Origin of the sequence: Weissella hellenica (assembly GCF_005405545.1) — a bacterium.
Lineage (GTDB): Bacteria > Bacillota > Bacilli > Lactobacillales > Lactobacillaceae > Weissella > Weissella hellenica.
In genome coordinates, this window is sequence record NZ_BJEG01000018.1 from 1 (window position 1) to 15,883 (window position 15,883).

At 41.0% G+C, this 15,883-nt stretch carries 16 protein-coding genes; 10 read left to right on the plus strand and 6 right to left on the minus strand.

The features are described from left to right. Window positions 1–206: 206 nt before the first annotated feature. From FFM61_RS08250 to FFM61_RS08265, 4 genes are all read left to right on the plus strand, one after another. Window positions 207–413, plus strand: a complete 207-nt coding sequence (locus FFM61_RS08250; RefSeq protein ID WP_074427003.1) for a hypothetical protein — start codon at window positions 207–209, stop codon at window positions 411–413. A 119-nt stretch (window positions 414–532) separates the two neighbouring features. Continuing rightward, the gene (locus FFM61_RS08255; RefSeq protein ID WP_137604627.1) at window positions 533–2,518 is read left to right on the plus strand and encodes an McrB family protein; all 1,986 of its coding nucleotides are present in this window, start codon (window positions 533–535) and stop codon (window positions 2,516–2,518) included. Further along, the gene (locus FFM61_RS08260) at window positions 2,499–3,791 is read left to right on the plus strand and encodes a 5-methylcytosine restriction system specificity protein McrC (RefSeq protein WP_074427023.1); all 1,293 of its coding nucleotides are present in this window, start codon (window positions 2,499–2,501) and stop codon (window positions 3,789–3,791) included. Before FFM61_RS08255 ends, FFM61_RS08260 begins: the two co-directional genes overlap by 20 nt. A gap of 54 nt (window positions 3,792–3,845) precedes the next feature. Beyond that, window positions 3,846–4,451 carry a helix-turn-helix domain-containing protein gene (locus tag FFM61_RS08265; protein WP_074427022.1) on the plus strand — a complete coding sequence of 202 codons (606 nt, stop codon included), beginning with the start codon at window positions 3,846–3,848 and terminating at the stop codon, window positions 4,449–4,451. A gap of 779 nt (window positions 4,452–5,230) precedes the next feature. Here FFM61_RS08265 and FFM61_RS08270 read toward each other — a convergent pair. From FFM61_RS08270 to FFM61_RS08295, 6 genes are all read right to left on the minus strand, one after another. Then, the gene (locus FFM61_RS08270) at window positions 5,231–5,464 is read right to left on the minus strand and encodes a hypothetical protein (RefSeq protein ID WP_074427021.1); all 234 of its coding nucleotides are present in this window, start codon (window positions 5,462–5,464) and stop codon (window positions 5,231–5,233) included. A gap of 193 nt (window positions 5,465–5,657) precedes the next feature. Continuing rightward, entirely contained in the window at window positions 5,658–5,948 is a 291-nt protein-coding gene (locus tag FFM61_RS08275; RefSeq protein ID WP_074427020.1) for a hypothetical protein, read from the minus strand. A 335-nt stretch (window positions 5,949–6,283) separates the two neighbouring features. Next, window positions 6,284–6,484 (minus strand): DpnD/PcfM family protein, encoded by a 201-nt coding sequence (locus FFM61_RS08280; protein ID WP_043941730.1) that lies wholly within the window; start codon window positions 6,482–6,484, stop codon window positions 6,284–6,286. Window positions 6,485–6,492: 8 nt separating this feature from the next. After that, window positions 6,493–6,678: a hypothetical protein gene (locus FFM61_RS08285; RefSeq protein WP_074427019.1), complete on the minus strand. Its 186-nt coding sequence runs from the start codon at window positions 6,676–6,678 to the stop codon at window positions 6,493–6,495. After that, window positions 6,678–7,109 (minus strand): hypothetical protein, encoded by a 432-nt coding sequence (locus tag FFM61_RS08290; RefSeq protein ID WP_074427018.1) that lies wholly within the window; start codon window positions 7,107–7,109, stop codon window positions 6,678–6,680. The genes FFM61_RS08285 and FFM61_RS08290 overlap by 1 nt, the downstream gene beginning before the upstream one ends. Window positions 7,110–7,111: 2 nt before the next feature. Continuing rightward, window positions 7,112–7,369, minus strand: coding sequence for a hypothetical protein (locus FFM61_RS08295; protein ID WP_074427017.1), 258 nt, complete (start codon window positions 7,367–7,369; stop codon window positions 7,112–7,114). Window positions 7,370–7,781: 412 nt separating this feature from the next. Between FFM61_RS08295 and FFM61_RS08300 the strand changes: the two genes are divergently transcribed. The 6 genes from FFM61_RS08300 (at window position 7,782) to FFM61_RS08325 (ending at window position 15,873) form a co-directional block, all read left to right on the plus strand. Further along, on the plus strand, window positions 7,782–8,027 hold the full coding sequence (locus FFM61_RS08300; protein ID WP_063067199.1) for a hypothetical protein: 246 nt from the start codon (window positions 7,782–7,784) through the stop codon (window positions 8,025–8,027). Next, the gene (locus FFM61_RS08305) at window positions 8,017–10,248 is read left to right on the plus strand and encodes an ArdC-like ssDNA-binding domain-containing protein (protein ID WP_074427016.1); all 2,232 of its coding nucleotides are present in this window, start codon (window positions 8,017–8,019) and stop codon (window positions 10,246–10,248) included. Before FFM61_RS08300 ends, FFM61_RS08305 begins: the two co-directional genes overlap by 11 nt. Next, window positions 10,245–10,859 carry a hypothetical protein gene (locus FFM61_RS08310; RefSeq protein WP_074427015.1) on the plus strand — a complete coding sequence of 205 codons (615 nt, stop codon included), beginning with the start codon at window positions 10,245–10,247 and terminating at the stop codon, window positions 10,857–10,859. The genes FFM61_RS08305 and FFM61_RS08310 overlap by 4 nt, the downstream gene beginning before the upstream one ends. Then, the gene (locus FFM61_RS08315) at window positions 10,856–12,742 is read left to right on the plus strand and encodes an AAA family ATPase (protein ID WP_074427014.1); all 1,887 of its coding nucleotides are present in this window, start codon (window positions 10,856–10,858) and stop codon (window positions 12,740–12,742) included. Before FFM61_RS08310 ends, FFM61_RS08315 begins: the two co-directional genes overlap by 4 nt. Continuing rightward, window positions 12,739–13,239, plus strand: coding sequence for a hypothetical protein (locus tag FFM61_RS08320; RefSeq protein ID WP_074427013.1), 501 nt, complete (start codon window positions 12,739–12,741; stop codon window positions 13,237–13,239). Before FFM61_RS08315 ends, FFM61_RS08320 begins: the two co-directional genes overlap by 4 nt. A gap of 72 nt (window positions 13,240–13,311) precedes the next feature. Next, on the plus strand, window positions 13,312–15,873 hold the full coding sequence (locus FFM61_RS08325; protein WP_074427012.1) for a type IV secretory system conjugative DNA transfer family protein: 2,562 nt from the start codon (window positions 13,312–13,314) through the stop codon (window positions 15,871–15,873). Window positions 15,874–15,883: the final 10 nt, after the last annotated feature.

Consider the following 15,883-nt stretch of genomic DNA (forward strand, 5'->3'; position numbering starts at 1 on the left):
TTTCTCTTCACGATGCATCTTCACAATGCTGGCTTTAAAATCATCTTGATATCGTTTCATTGGAATGCTCCTATCTTGTTTTATTAATTATGGCATAACTGTTCAGAAATTTATGTACCAAATACTAGGATAGGAGCATTCTTTGAAAAACACAAAGAATAAGACTAAACACTTAGAGGTAAGAAATTAGAAAGGCAGGGATTGCAATGGGAATCCAACTTGAAATTGACAAGGGCTTTAGCTCGACCACCTTCACTGTTAAAGATGATTTTGGATTTAACAGTAAAAGCATTACCGTTGATAATTATCGTATTGCAGATTATCAGCTACAACAAGCACGTAATGCGATGAACATGGCATATGATGTTGATAGCGGGATGCAGCAAGTGAAACAAGCATTAGGGATTTACTAGTTTCATCTCCTAGATTTTCGCCACCGAACAACCGGTGGCTTTTTAAGTAGTTCACAGGTTGGACACAGAACCTGTGTTAAAATGTTTGTATACATAAAATCAGGCTTGGAGGTAATGTGATGGGTTTTAAGGAATGGGCTATTAGTTCAGGGAAATTAAACGAAAAAACCGCTGCGACATATTGGAGTGGACTGACAAATACAAGATTTAAGAAAGATGGTATAGCAGTAGCTGATGTTACGAGTATCAATGAATTAACTGAACGCATTGGTAGGGATACTATCGATACACAGGATATCGAAAAGCTTTTTAATAAACCTAGTTATCGTCCTGATTCGGATATTAAATCTTTTGTTCAAAAATACATTGATTACCTAAAGTCGGAGACAACAAATGGTGTTGTTGGTGACTATGAAAACTTTTTTGAAATGTTGAAATTTTGGATTAAACAGACAGACAACAATATTGTGAATGACGGGCATAGAGTTAGTTTCCAAGAAATACAAGAAGGCAATCTTGATAGAGCGGTGATGAAATTCACTGAGCCACAATTTCACAAACAATACATTCAGTTTTCAGATTTCGCTATTCGAATTTCATTTTTTAGAAGCGGGCGATACAAAGGGGAAAAAGTAAATTTCGTTGTTTGTCGACCCACTGAATTTGGAAGTTGGTGGCTTAATATCCGTTATCTTTATGATTTGAAACAGTTACGAGTCACCTATAGACGAGATCTACCAAACAACTCAGATAGGCAAGCTTTTAAGGATTACATGACTGCTCTTGATTATCAGAAGGATGTGTCATTTTCTATTGGGGAACTTGGTCTTACTCAAAGTGAGCCCAATAGCAAGGTTAAGGAATTATTCGATTATTTCCATAACATGATAGTATCAGCAAGGAATTATGAAGAAGTGGATGGTGAAAATGTGAAAGCTATGGAATTATCAGAAAAGTTGAAACAAAATTATAACTTGATTTTACGTGGAGCGCCAGGGACAGGTAAAACTTATCTCGCAAAGGAAATCGCTGCAAGCATCATAGGAATTCCTAAAGAAGAACTAGCATCAAGCGACCAATTCGAGTTTGTCCAATTTCATCCAAGTTATGACTATACAGACTTTGTTGAAGGATTACGGCCGGTGCAAATTAACGGGCAAGTCGGTTTCGAATCCAAAAATGGTACATTCAAGGAGTTCTGCAAAAATGCATTGTTGCAGCAGAATGTTCAATTTGATTCATTTGACAATATTTGGGAGAATTTCATCAATAACGTGGATGAGGTAGGAGAAGTTGTGATACCTCAGGTTCGTTCTGAACGTGAGCTGACTTATTCGCTAAACAGCAATAGGAATCTTAAAGAAGAAAATGTGAACAGTGTACACACACTGACGAAAGAGAACATTTTTCGCGTTTGGCAAGGGTTAAAAGGTCGTGAGAGTGGAGGGCATCAGTCAAGAATGACGGCCGTTGTCAATTATTTGAAGGACCAATATAACTTACCAGATTATGATGAGTCGCTTGGTAAAAATACTGGAGTTAGCGATAAGAAGTATGTTTTTGTGATAGATGAAATCAACCGTGGCGAAATCTCTAAAATCTTTGGTGAGTTATTCTTTTCCATTGATCCTGAATATCGCGGTGTCGCTGGTTCAGTTTCAACACAGTACGCTAATCTCTTTGAAGAAAGCGAAAAATTCTACGTGCCAGAAAATGTCTACATCATTGGGACTATGAATGATATTGACCGTTCCGTAGATACTTTTGATTTTGCGATGCGCCGCCGTTTCAGTTTTGAAGAAATCACGGCTGCCGACTCGCAAGTGATGTTGAAATCGGATGAAGTCAAAAATCGTATGAACGCCTTGAATGATGCAATCATCTCGCCTGAAGTTGCACTGAGCACCGATTATCAAATTGGGGCAAGTTACTTCCGAACGTTGGAAGATAAGTCTAAGAATCTTGGAGTAGATGAGTTGTGGAACAATAAGTTGAAACCTCTGCTTAAAGATTACTTCCGTGGCGAAAGGAATGCAGAGCACAAACTAGACGTTCTTGAGTCTGCATATTTCATGAGTGATGCCAATGATTCAAGTGAAGGATAATAGTGACGTAACCAAATACCAAGAAAATCCAATAGTACAAGAATTACTCGATAGAGATTTAAGTGATTTGGCAAATGAAAACTTCATCATCTTCCCGCCACAACTTCAATCTTCGGATGACTTAGATGGTGAAAACTATATTTTTCATCAACACAATCGGCATATTCGAACCGGGAACACTGTGGGTGTGATGAAACGGGGAGCGGAAGAAGTTCGAATTCATTCTAGATTTTACGATTCAGAAAATGAAACGGATGATTTCTTTATAAAGTATCTCCTGCATCAAGTGCTCAGCATGAGCGTTGTCAGGACGAAGATTAATATTGACTCAGCTGATTCGTACTACGACTTGTTGGCTTTCTTGTTCCCAATGTACCTGAACTCTGCTATGGAGGAAGGTGTTTATAAAGAGTACGTCAAAAGGCAGTACAATGATGCAAATGTTAAAGGACCAATCAACATTGCAAGACACATCAAAACCAACACGCCATTCATGGGCAGGATAGCTTATGACACTCGTGAATTCAGCTTCGATAACCGTCTGACTCAGTTAATCAGACATACGATTGAAAAGTTGAATGCTGAGTATTCTTATAATTTTGCCTCTGACTCGCTTACCAAGGATAATATGAAATCGATTATTCATGAAACGCCCAGTTATTCTCGTATTGAGCGATTTAAAGTCTTGTCTGAAAATGCGGCTAATCCCGTTCGTCATGGGTATTATGAAGAATACTATTTATTGCAGAAACTGTGTATCCAGATTCTCAATGAAGAGAAGATAGGTTTCGATCATGAGGATGATGAAATTCACGGGATTATTATTGACGTAGCTTGGCTATGGGAGGAGTACCTTAACACGTTGTTGAGTGAACGGTTCATCCACCCAGAGAATAAGAACTCTAGATACGGTATTTCACTTTTTTCCGATATACAAAGAACCGTCTATCCCGATTTTTACAGCAAGGATAAACGGGTCGTATTAGATGCGAAATACAAGATGTTGGACAACAGCGAAAAAGGAATCAACCGAGAAGACCGATATCAAATCATCAGTTATCTTCATGTTTTGGCTGCAGAGAGGGCAGGGCTTGCTTATCCTAGTAAGTGGAAGAGCGATTATGTTCACGCAGGGAAATTAGATGGGTTCGGTGGTTCATTGTTTAAGCTCCCCTTGATGATACCGCAGAATGTCGAGTCCTATGATGAGTTCGTCACCGTGATTCAAGAAAGCGAAATGTCATTTACTTCAAGCCTTATCGAGATTTTCTAAATTGGTAATATGACTATACCCGATTGAACCAATTTTCTAAGCCGTATATTTAGAATGGGTAAGTCATATGCAATACTGATTGAAAATGTAAAAGAATTATTGCGTGAACGTGGATGGACACAGGAGAAACTTGGAGACGAAGCAGGGTTAAGGCAGGAGACAGTCTCGTATTTACTGAGAGGTAAAAATATTCCAACGTTGGAAACGGTCGATAAACTTTCCGCAGCCTTTAATGTATCTACTGTTGAACTACTAACTGATGGTGCCTTGTCAAACCGAACTAAAGAGCCAACAGCTCCCTATTCTGCGAAGCGTAATAAAGAAGTAGTATTCACAAAGTATGGTAAGAATAGCAAAGTATCTAACGTCACCATAACCATCCCTCATCATCAGCGGTTTAGGGATGAGTTCATTGACTTCAACTTTGATAAGAGCAAGCCGAAGTCCGGCAAACCAAGTTCCTATGCGAACTACATGGAATACACCTTCCAAAACTACTATGATAATTTTTTCGAGGTGGTCGATCCGTTCGATAGGGAGTCCCCTCGAAAAATCGACAAGCTAAGAAATAGTCCAAACTTCAAGGAGTACAATCTCAATGAAGGACGATTTCCAAATGCATCCATCGAGGCGTATCATAAATTTATTGAATCGAAATAACCTGAAAAGGAATCATCCTAGCAAGACGAACCTTGCTGGCATGATTCCTTTTTTCTTATTCCGGCCTGATGTATACTGAATCCGAGAGCCTACACTTTTACAAATTGGTCGCTGTACTTTGACAAATTGCTAGGGGTACTTTGACAAATTGCTCTACCCACTTTGTCGTAGTATGGCAAGCAGTTTGTAAAAGTTCAACATAAGCAATTCCGCATTGTATTTATGCTACGAAAAATGATTTATTCCTGCTCATAGAATCTAAGTCAAAAAGTTTGCGAGATTCAGAAAAAGTTGCAGTTCGTTCACAAAATAATTTATTTAGTAATTTAGCCAATGTTGAATGGGCAAAAGTAACAGATAAGGACCAAGTAATTAATTTGTTGAAAAATTTTAATAATTAGTGGAAATTATAGATATTTATAAATAAAATATGTCAATGACAATATGGAAAGCATGATATCGAGATAGGGAACAGAATTTAGTTAAATAAGCACCAGTACAAAAAGTTTTACTTTTATGCTGGTGCTTATTTATTTTGGCATTAAGAATTATTACTAAAATAAATGTAGTACTTTTTTAGGTTTGAATAAGTCGGGTTTAATTAACTAGACCAATTCAAGTTGACATAATTCATCATATCATGAGTTGTTGATTTGCCGGGCCTGCTGCTGGTTTGTGCAATTCATCAAATTCACAAACTTATTTTTTCACTGCCAGCGGCCAGCGCATTTCACAAACTTGAAATTCAAGAAATTTCACAAAGTAGACCAGTTTATAAATTAGGGGTTATTCGGATGGAATTGTTGCCATTTATTTCGCAGATAGCTCCACATATAACCACCACAAAAAGCAATGCCACAGAGCAACCAAATTCCTGCAGTTTTAAAGATCCACCAGCTGACAGATACAATCAAAATCACTAACCAACGAATAATTCGCCAGGACCAACCAATGGTGAGACCAAAAATATAATAGACGAGAAATAACAGCAGGTAAAGAATAAAGTAAGGCATGGTCAGACTCCTTTCTGTAGGCGCTAAAATATTATGTATCCTAACTCGTATGAGCTAGGGAATCTGACAACAGGTGTTTAGTATCTTATTGGAGAATTTAATCTTTTTCTTAAAGGGGGTTTTGTCAGAGCGATCTTTTCGGCGGCCACGTTCCATAGGTTTAATATATCATTTTTACGATGCTAACAACTGGCTATAAGTATCGATAACCCGATTGCCAATTTTTTAGTTCGTGTGTAATGAGTTTTTGTAATTGTGATAAAAAGTTTGTATCAGACATTTTGCGTTGAAAAGTCATTGCTAGGATGGTCCCTAAGTAATTGACGAAGTAATGTGCTATATCAGTGTCATTGACGTTTAATTGAAAGGTGGCCGCCGTTAAATTAGTGGCACTAGCCGTAATCCCGAACGAAACTTGATTGTGTTGTTGTTGTAGCTGTAATTGATAAGTGGCAACAGGTGTTGTGACAGTTGTTCGTATCATAGCTGGCCTCCTAAAATTTTTCTGTTGGTCAATTGCCTTTCAGCAACTAACCAAACTTTCATTTTGACAGGAGAAGTGTGATACAGGCGGTGTCCGATGACAAGGGCAGCGTAGCTGTGCTATTTACCCTTGTCATCGGGCCTAGTGTTGCTAAGTGCCTGGGCACTTAGCAACACTGCCTGTATTAGAGTTTGGATGGCAAAAAGAAAGGATAGGTGATGAAAGGACGGTTGCGACAAGCGGAACCGTTTGGCCCCGGTGGAGTCGGGGGTGTAAGGGAGCCCCGCTTGCGGGGACTGGGGCACGCAGGGAAGGGCGCAGTGCGCCCCGATGATTTAGATTTCAACCCAACCGTTGTCAGTGGTTGGCGTACTGATGAGATATTGTGCATTCATTAAGTCATTCGCAGATAAAACGACTTGTTCGTTCTGATAGGCTTGTCGTACTTGTTGGTCAATGTCGTTTTCACTATCGACCGTTAGGGCAACGGTACGGGTTAGAGTTTCTTCAAAAGTGACGTAAATTTCTTTTTTCATGGTTTCACTTACCTTTCAAAATCGTTTTTTACATGTAGATGAACCGATTGGGTATCATCTGGGGTTAGGCTAATTTCGCCGTTGCCGTACATATTCATAGCTTGTTGACTTAAATCGTCAATGTTCATTTCAGGGGTTAAGTCAAGGGTGACTTCTTTTTGGCGATATTCTTCAAATAGAATGCGTACTTTCATTAGTTATCTCCTTCATTTCTAAAGTGATACAAGGTACCATTTTCTAATACATCATTAAAGGTCGTATGTGTTTGTTCATTCAACATGTGCGCCTTTTTTGTTTGGGCAAATTCATCAGTCGCAACGGATAGCGCTTGATACTGGCTTGCAGACATGGTACTTGGTTTAACCCCGGTGTCCATTAATAACAAGGCTTGAAAGAATAGCCGGGGGCTTTCTTTTTGTAAATCACTTAGCATGTTATAAATCGTTTCAACTAATTTTGCGTTGACGTTAGCCGATACCAGTTCTTCATAACCAGTCGATAAGGCTTTTTTGTAGTGTTCTTTGGGTACTTGAGTTTCTTTATAACCAAAGGTTATATCAGCCATAGCTTGCGCCATTTTGGTTAGGGGCAACTTTGTAAAATCATCATAATAAGTTTTAGTCATGGTTATTCTCCTCGTTGTTCAGCGTATTTAATGAGTGTTTTTAGACTTTCGACATCTTTTTGATAGTCGTCATTGCCTAAACGAATGGTTATGGTGTCTTGTTCCTTACGGGCTACTAATAATTTCATAATCAAATCATCAAGCTCACTGGTTGATAAATCAATATCGGCAAAATTATCGTTTGCGAAAGGTAACGGTGTGGGACGAACACCACGCCACGCTAAAAACGTTAATGAAAAGTCGTTTAAGTTTTGAAACATAGTAAAACTCCTTTAATATTGACTAGGTGTGACAAAAAATTTATCTGCCAGCAACCACCTGTTGTTGCTGGGTTTGTCGTTGTGACGGGAAATTTTTAGCAGATAGCGGGGCCAAGCACAAGGGCGGCGCAGCCGTGCTATTTACCCTTGTGCTTGGCACTAGTTGTTCTTAGTCGCTTGCGACTTAGCACAACTGCTGTCTTGCTATAAATGATAGGCACATAAGGCAGGCCCAGTAACATCAGGTGGTGGCAGGCGTAAGCCTGCTTTGACCCCCGCTTGCGGGGCCTGGGGTTACTAGGTTATTACTGTTTGAAAAATTGTTTGGGACACTTTTACATAGGCCTCTTAAAATTCGTTACGATAACCCTAGAGTAAAGCAATGAATTTAGTTATTTAGGGAGGCTATCACATGGTATCGAAGAAATTAGCAACACGTTTAGCAAAGAAAAAGACTGAATTGGCAAATGCCGAGGATCGCGTAAAAGTGTTGAAGGAAGAATTAGCAACGTTAAATCAACAAGTCCAACTAGAACTAGTTAAACAATTACAAACGAATCTAAAAACGGATGATTTAACGGAAGTGGCTAATTTTATTGCCCAGGTTGATCCAACACAAGTCCCCGCTGATGACGGAGGTGAGCAAGATGGCTATTAATCGTGCTGCAATGAAAGCCTTACCGATTCAAGGCTATTTAGATTACAAAGGAATTGATTATACGACGGAACACAACCGCTTGCGGCTTGTGGACCATGATAGTTGTGTGATTAATACTGATAAGAATGTCTTTTTTTGGAACTCCAAACAAATTTCGGGTGATTTAGGTGACTTTATTACCGCGTATGAGGATGTCACCCCGAAAGAAGCCTGGGTGCGCTGGTCAGAATTTGGTCGGCATTACAACGGACAAGATGAGACCGAGAAGGCTAAATATCAAGCATCCGCTCGGGAAAATAATTACAAGTTTAATTGGCAAAGATGGCGGACAGCCCAAACCAAAAATAATTCAGAAAATTATTTAGTGAATGAACGTGGCTTTGATGCCACGTTTGTGCAACGTTTAGCGAACGCTGACTTTATTAAACAAGGCAAACCAAGACAGGACCGCCAGACAAAAGAATGGCAGAAGCCGGCAATTTTATTTCCATGGCACGATGAAAATGACCAAGTGGTCGGTCTTGACCAACAAGGGACTGAGGTTAATTTTGAAAAATATGGTAAGCGTGGGACGCAAAAGAAAGTCGCCGCTGGTTCAGATACCCGTTACGGGTATAACTTTCGCACAGGGAATGGTGCTGACCAGTTAATTGTGTTTGAGTCACCAGTTGATGCATTATCTTATGCCCAGATGCATTTTACGGAACCAACCAATAAAAATACGACTTTCTTATCATTATCTGGGACCGATCATCAAAAAGTTTTGTCACAACTTGATCGCATGAAGCAATTAAACGGCCATTTACCAAAACAATTGGTTATGGCAACGGATAACGATTTAGCCGGGTTTAAAGCAGCAGCCCCCTTTGATATGTTGCAATTTGAGGGTATGACAAATATTCGGCAAATCCCAACACGAGGTAAAGATTGGAACGATCAATTAAAGGGACATGACCCCGCTATTAAAATACTCACAATGGATGAAAACCAACAACAATTAGCCGCACTAGAGACGTTTACGCAACAGGCCAAGCCAGCAACGGTAGCAAAAGCAACGACTGATGATAAGCAAGTTGCCCAACCACAACGCGTGGCGCGCCAGCAACGACGGGAAGAACGTAAGGGCAAGAGTCGTGAACGGAATGAAGAAATTATTAAAGATGCGTTGACGCGTGTACAAAATTATCAAAATGATCCCAAAGAAGTGCAGCAATATTTAGATTTTGTGGCCCAGGGGCAAAACTATTCGCCTCGTAATACCTTACTAATCTATGGGCAACGACAAGATGCCACCATCGTCATGGGGTATAAACAATTTGCTGAACGTGGCATTCAAGTTAATAAAGGCGAAAAGGGTATGAAGATTTATGGCGCACCTAAGAACTTACAAAGTATTGTCACGCCAGCTGGTGACCGGGTTTATTGGCGTGATTCAACGGCCGAACAACGCCAACAAGCCAAAGCTGGTGAGCTAGAAACGCGGACAGTCAAGCATTATCCAATTGAAACGGTGTTTGATGTGAAGCAAACCAATGCCAAATTGGATGACTTGCCTAAGTTGTTACCCAATAAACCGGTTAATTTAGCCACTGACCAATCACCAGAACACCTTGAAACGGTGTATCAAACACTTAAAAAGTATGCGCAAGATGAACAACATGCACGGGTCGTGGATCAAGACGAGGGCGCAATTAAATTTTTAGCCGATCACAAACCAATGACCAGTCATGGCATTGCCAAAGGGGCCACAGCGATTAATAGGCAAAAGCCAGAGGCACCGATTATTGTTTTACGACCAGATTTACCGGTTACGGATCGGATTGCCACGTTAGCGCATGAAATGGGCCACACGGCATTGCATCAACAAAGTGATGACAAGACCCCCAACGGGGTGCAAGAGTTACAGGCGGAAATGACCAGTTATGTGGTATTAAAAAATGTCGGTGTGGAACCCGGTGATATTAGTGAAAAATATATGAGTGATTGGACCAATAATCTAAAGCAAGTAGCCGATTTAAAAGAAAAATCACCCAACATGATGGCGGATGTGACGAGAGCGAGTACGTCAATCACAAATTATTTGGCAGATCGCCTCTCAGATGGGCAACAAATAACACATAGTCGGCGTGCTGCGCCGAATATAGAACCAACCGCCGTCCAGATGGAAACTAATCAAGTAACGCAAGATCAAGCAAATGAAACACGAGGACCCAAGCGATGACACAATTAACTAATATAAAAGGCAAACTGGTGCAAGTTGCTCAAGGCAATGGCCTTTATATATTGACCATTGATCCGGCACAAGCGGCAGCTGGTTTATTAGAATTACCGGTAACCGCCGAGCAATATCATAGTTTATTTCCTGCCGGTGATCCGGTTTTAAATGAGGAATACGAAGTGACCATACAACAAGATGCGCAACACATGACGTTAGTCAATGTTTTTCCAGTCGATGCTGAGGTGGTCCCAGCAGATCTAGTCCCAACATTGACGACAACACAAAATATGGAACTACAAGGAGAGCATTTTATGGATACGCAAAAACAAGCGGCTGCTTTAGAAAAACGTTTAAATGAAATTCGACAAGATGATTCTTTAATGCAAGATATTAAAGCAGAACTTGATCAAGAAGCTGAACAACGCCGCGCAAATATTAAAGCCCGTCAACAAGGACAAGGGATTGAACAACTCTTTACGGCTGAAGAATTAGCGCAGCTGCAACAAAAGCAACAACAACAGGCAAAAACCGAAACGATTTCTCTGTCAGAACAAACGCGGGTTGCCAAACAAGATGATGACGATTTACCACTGGGAGGAGATGATGAGGTATGACCAACACCTATCTAGAAGCGTTTACAACCAATTTAAATCAAGTCATTGCTGCACAACCGTCAGAATATGGGGCGTTTGGTCGTGATGCAGAATTAGGTCGGCTGATTCCCATTTTAAATCAACATAAGAAAAATAGTGCCGCAGTCTTAGGTGAAGCTGGGGTTGGAAAAACTGTTTTAGTCGAAGAGTTGGTAAAACGCATCTTGACGCAAGATGCCAGTTTACATGGCACGTTAGTCAATCGTGAAGTCCATTCATTAGAGTTAGCCAGTTTAATGACGACAACGGCGGGTGGTAATTTTGCTTCAAATCTGCATCATTTAGTAGCTGAAGTTAAAGCAAATCCCCAGATCTTATTATTTATTGATGAGATGCACGAGTTAATTGGCACAGGTGCTGAAGGAACTTCTGGTATGGATGCTGCTAATATCTTAAAGCCGGCGATTGGCCGGGGTGAAATTCAAGTTATCGGCGCCACCACAACGGCGGAATTTAAACAATATATTGAATCTGATAATGCGATGGAACGCCGTTTTGATAAAGTCATGCTAGATGAATTCACGCCAGCTCAAACCAAAACAACTTTACAGCGAATCATTGCGGCAACCACGGATCATGTTGCGGTACCTGATCCAGTCATTGACACCATTATTCAATTTTCTGACCGGTACATTACCACGCACTTCTTTCCTGAAAAGGCGATTACCTTGTTTGATAATGCCTTAGTCGCTGCAAAAATGAATGACCATTTAGTCTTAACGACAACCGATGTAGCCAGTATCATTAATGAACGCTACCGGGTACCGATGTCAGTCTTAACAGAGGAAGATGATAACCGCTTATTTCAGTTGTACGAACGGATGCAACGTCAAGTGATTGGCCAAAATGCAGCGTTGAAAAAAATTGTCACGAGTATTCGTGTTCGTGCTGCTGGTTTAGGTGATATGAGTAAGCCCTTGTCATTTCTATTAGCCGGAACACCCGGTGTGGGGAAAACGGAAACAGCCAAAGCGTTAGCCACGCATTACTTTGGTGATGAACGGCAATTAATCCGCTTTGACATGTCGGAGTTTAAATTTGCCAAGCAATCGATGCAACGGTTTGCCGAGCGGGCAGCCGAAGCGGTGAAGTTTAATCCCTATTCAGTTTTATTATTGGATGAGATTGAAAAGGCGGACCCGATGGTCTTAGATTTATTGCTACAAATCTTAGACGATGGTCGTTTAACCAACGAACGTGGGCAAACGATTAACTTTAAAGATTTGATTGTTGTCATGACCACCAACATTGGGCATCAATTAATTATTGAACGCGCAGCTAAAAGTGATGACTACCGCCATGATGCGCAGCATCAATTGGCCTTCAGTAAAAATTTTGAAAATGCCTTGTTAGGAGCCGGTTTACGGCAAGAATTTATCAGTCGTATTGGCGCTACTATTATTTTTGAACCATTAGATGTGCCGGATGTGAAGCGCATTATTGATTTGAAACTGACGAAACTTAATCAACAAGCCCAACGGCAAGGTTATCAATTGGTTTATCGGACGCAAGATGTTAGCCAATTAATTCCAAGTTTTGCAAGTGGCCAAGAATTCGTGGATGATCGGGTGATCGCCACGCATCCACTCATTGATTTCCTCGTTGATAAAGGTTATCGCAAGAGTTTAGGTGTACGCCCACTGGATGATACCATTATGGAATTTGTGGAAGCACAGATGGCCACCGCAATTTTACACGAACGTCACACTAGCCAAGTCAAAGGTCATTCCTTTGTCTTTCGGGCATGGGGTAATCCGCCGGATGCCACACATCCACGGGGGAGTTGGCAAGCCGTTGTTCCGCAAACAGAATTACCAAACAACCAAGAGGAGGCGATTTCATGAGTAAAGAGTGGTTTGGCAATCGTTATGAACAAGCCCGATCGTATGAAAAACAAAGTCAAATTCGCTTGCGGGGTCAATTCTGGTTTCAAGGACTTATTTTTGTCGGTTATTGTGCCTTAGGCATTATGATGGCGCTGCTGGTGGGAACTTTAGCAGGCACACTTTGGTACATTATTCGTTCTGGGTTGGGCAACATGGCGTTGAATATGTTCAATGTATACTTTAAACCGGCTTTTAGTTGGGATTACTTGCAACAATATGTCATGTTTTCATTATCTGGTGGTGTCTTACATGAACAGTCTTATATCATTTGGGCAATTATGGTAGTCATGTTTGCCATTTTCTGCCGGTTAGGGATTAAGAATTGGTATGACTGGGTACAAAAATTTGGTGGCCGGACAACCAATCAAAATCGCTGGGCCACGCTACATGAAATTGAACGGACTTATGTTTTAATTCCCGACCGTAATAAATTTTATAAGGGTCCGGCAGGGTAACCGATTAGCCATATTTCCGGTTACGCGTTTGCGTTTTTCAAATTGCATCCATTCCTTTGGTTAAAGCAAGTGATGAAAGCCCCCTTGGGTTTGAATCGCGAAACATTTCCCAAGTGGTACCAGCAAGTGCGACCACGGTTGATGCAATTACCACTATTAAACAAGTACTTTGATGCCCAACTCACGGTTGAAGGTGGGTTTCAAGGCTTTTATTGGATTGATCCAAAACCGACACACGCGATTACCACCGGGGCAACCCGTTCTGGTAAGGACCAACGCCGCGGCTATATTTTTATTGATATTATGCGCCGGGCTGAAGTGCAACCCAATATCATTGATACTGATGCAAAAAATGAAGATGCCAAGATGTCGTTTATACCACTACAAAAGGCCGGATATGAAGTGCAATTACTCAACATTGCCGACACGGATTGGTCTGAATCGTGGAGCCCGTTTCAAGTTGCTTTGAATTATGCAATGGCGGGTGAATTAGATAAGGCCCGAGACGAGGCAATGGTCATTGTCCAAATTATTGGCTCATCGAGTTCATCTGAAGGTGGTAATGATATTTGGGATAAGACAGCGGAAGATACGCAATTAGCGATTATTCTGATTCTCTTATGGTTAGCGATGGAACAAGACGATCAAACATTAGCTACGCCAGCCGGCGTGCCACAGTTTATTAACTCGGTCAATCAATTTAATGATTCAAAAGATAAAAACATGGATGGGTTAACGCAATACTTTAACATGTTGCGCCAATTAGATCCGATGCCACCAATTATTAATGAGGCGATTCTAAAAGCGGGATCTTACTTAGGGGCGACTGGTGATACCAAATCATCCGTTATGTTTACGCTCCAAAGTCGTTCAAGTCTATTTGCTTCTGAAACTGTTGCACGACTTACCTCACGGTCAACCATTCAAATTGCTGATTATGGTTTTCCACGGATACTAAAGGTGAATGTCCCAACCGACTATGCCGGTGCAACGGCGTTAGTAGAACTCTACAAACGCCAAGATGACACACCTCAAGGGCATTATTTGGAACAAGATGCCGTGAAAGTGAGCCGTGCCGGCGTTATTCAATATCCGTTCCATCAGGTTTTCCCGGATGAATGGCTGATTAAGATTCACTTTGCTGACAAGGGAAATCCAAAGCATTTGCAAAATTCATGGCTGCAAATTACGGGTGAAAAACGCGTTAAGCGACAATTGAATCAACAAATCAAAATTGATCCACATAGTCAACGCCCCGTTAAACAAGTGGTGACTTATCCTTTGCAGCAAGCATTAATTAGCGATGAGCCGGCTACTTTTGACTTACGTTATTCCGAAAAGCCCAAGGCCGTGTTTATTGTGACGCCACAAAGTAATGATAATTATGCCGCCATTGCGTCATTGTTCTTAGGTCAGGTTTTTTCAGTTAATACGCAAATTGCTTCAGAAATTACTCGCCGTAAGATGGACCGGCAGATTATTTACAAGTTGAATGAGTTTTCAATGTTTCCCCGGATTCCCGGCTTTGATAACTTCTTAACCCGTGGCTTAACCTACGGTCATATTGTGGATATGTATGTACAAGATGATGTGCAAGTTGCCAAGCACTATTCAGAATCAGAAGCCAAAGAAATTATGAACAATATGTTGACGCAATTTCATATTCAAACTAAGGATCGTGAAACCAACCAAGCCGTATCCGATCGTTTAGGTGAAATTGAGGTGCAAAAAGAAATTGTGAACTCGCAAATGGGTGAGCAACAACAAGACCGAGGCAATCGCCAAATCTCAATTGATAAGATGCCATTACTGTTAGCCAAAGAATTAGAGGAGTTAAATGATGGTGAAATGGTGATTATGCGTACGGCGAAGCGAAATGATAAGAAATGGCGCCGGATTCGACCACTACCGATTTTCGATACCGGTAAAACATTGATGCCGAATGCCCGGGATCTCATTGGTAAAAGTTATCGTTTGGATTACTACACCACGGATTTGCGCATTAAGAACAACACTAAGCATTTAAGTTATCAAGACATTTTCCAGGATTACAGTGGGTATTTCAAGCAATTAGCTGCCCAGGTGAATCCGGAAACCATTGAAACTGAAATTGAGACAGCACCAGCAGTCAATATGAGTACTGATGTGTCGGAAAAATCAAATGAGACAACCTTAGATGCGGCAATGATGAATTCGTCTGCTACCAAGTCGACGGTAACGGCTAAACAACCAGTAGAACAGCCGGTATCTGACAGTGACGAAAGTCAACCGGTGGCTGACAATGGCAGTGAGGAAATCAATGATGATGAGGAAGTGGATGATTATACGATTTGGCAACGTGATTTTGCACAACATGCCAATGAGAGGTTAGTCTCAATTATTGATTTAACGAATGCCTATTTTATGGCACAAGTTGAAGATATGATTGCAACAGCGCTAGATGCACCAACCATCACGGCTGATGCCGAGAAGTTAGCGGTACAAGCCGATGCCGTCAACCATCAATTCTTTAAACGACATGGTGATTTAAACCAACAAGCGGCGATGCGGGAATTTCTGGCAGATGACGAACGGTGTTTTGATTTACTAATTAATATTGACGAGCTGCGTGAAGCACAAGTCACAGAAAATTAAGGAAAGCGAG

What these genes read in the sequence shown, in the direction of transcription:
- FFM61_RS08305 (WP_074427016.1), top strand. Translation starts at nt 8,017, where the DNA reads ATGGCTATTAATCGTGCTGCAATGAAAGCCTTACCGATTCAAGGCTAT.
- FFM61_RS08260 (WP_074427023.1), top strand. Translation starts at nt 2,499, where the DNA reads ATGATTCAAGTGAAGGATAATAGTGACGTAACCAAATACCAAGAAAAT.
- FFM61_RS08295 (WP_074427017.1), bottom strand. Translation starts at nt 7,369, where the DNA reads ATGTTTCAAAACTTAAACGACTTTTCATTAACGTTTTTAGCGTGGCGT.
- FFM61_RS08250 (WP_074427003.1), top strand. Translation starts at nt 207, where the DNA reads ATGGGAATCCAACTTGAAATTGACAAGGGCTTTAGCTCGACCACCTTC.
- FFM61_RS08280 (WP_043941730.1), bottom strand. Translation starts at nt 6,484, where the DNA reads ATGAAAAAAGAAATTTACGTCACTTTTGAAGAAACTCTAACCCGTACC.
- FFM61_RS08265 (WP_074427022.1), top strand. Translation starts at nt 3,846, where the DNA reads ATGGGTAAGTCATATGCAATACTGATTGAAAATGTAAAAGAATTATTG.
- FFM61_RS08255 (WP_137604627.1), top strand. Translation starts at nt 533, where the DNA reads ATGGGTTTTAAGGAATGGGCTATTAGTTCAGGGAAATTAAACGAAAAA.
- FFM61_RS08315 (WP_074427014.1), top strand. Translation starts at nt 10,856, where the DNA reads ATGACCAACACCTATCTAGAAGCGTTTACAACCAATTTAAATCAAGTC.
- FFM61_RS08310 (WP_074427015.1), top strand. Translation starts at nt 10,245, where the DNA reads ATGACACAATTAACTAATATAAAAGGCAAACTGGTGCAAGTTGCTCAA.
- FFM61_RS08290 (WP_074427018.1), bottom strand. Translation starts at nt 7,109, where the DNA reads ATGACTAAAACTTATTATGATGATTTTACAAAGTTGCCCCTAACCAAA.
- FFM61_RS08300 (WP_063067199.1), top strand. Translation starts at nt 7,782, where the DNA reads ATGGTATCGAAGAAATTAGCAACACGTTTAGCAAAGAAAAAGACTGAA.
- FFM61_RS08275 (WP_074427020.1), bottom strand. Translation starts at nt 5,948, where the DNA reads ATGATACGAACAACTGTCACAACACCTGTTGCCACTTATCAATTACAG.
- FFM61_RS08285 (WP_074427019.1), bottom strand. Translation starts at nt 6,678, where the DNA reads ATGAAAGTACGCATTCTATTTGAAGAATATCGCCAAAAAGAAGTCACC.
- FFM61_RS08270 (WP_074427021.1), bottom strand. Translation starts at nt 5,464, where the DNA reads ATGCCTTACTTTATTCTTTACCTGCTGTTATTTCTCGTCTATTATATT.
- FFM61_RS08320 (WP_074427013.1), top strand. Translation starts at nt 12,739, where the DNA reads ATGAGTAAAGAGTGGTTTGGCAATCGTTATGAACAAGCCCGATCGTAT.
- FFM61_RS08325 (WP_074427012.1), top strand. Translation starts at nt 13,312, where the DNA reads ATGAAAGCCCCCTTGGGTTTGAATCGCGAAACATTTCCCAAGTGGTAC.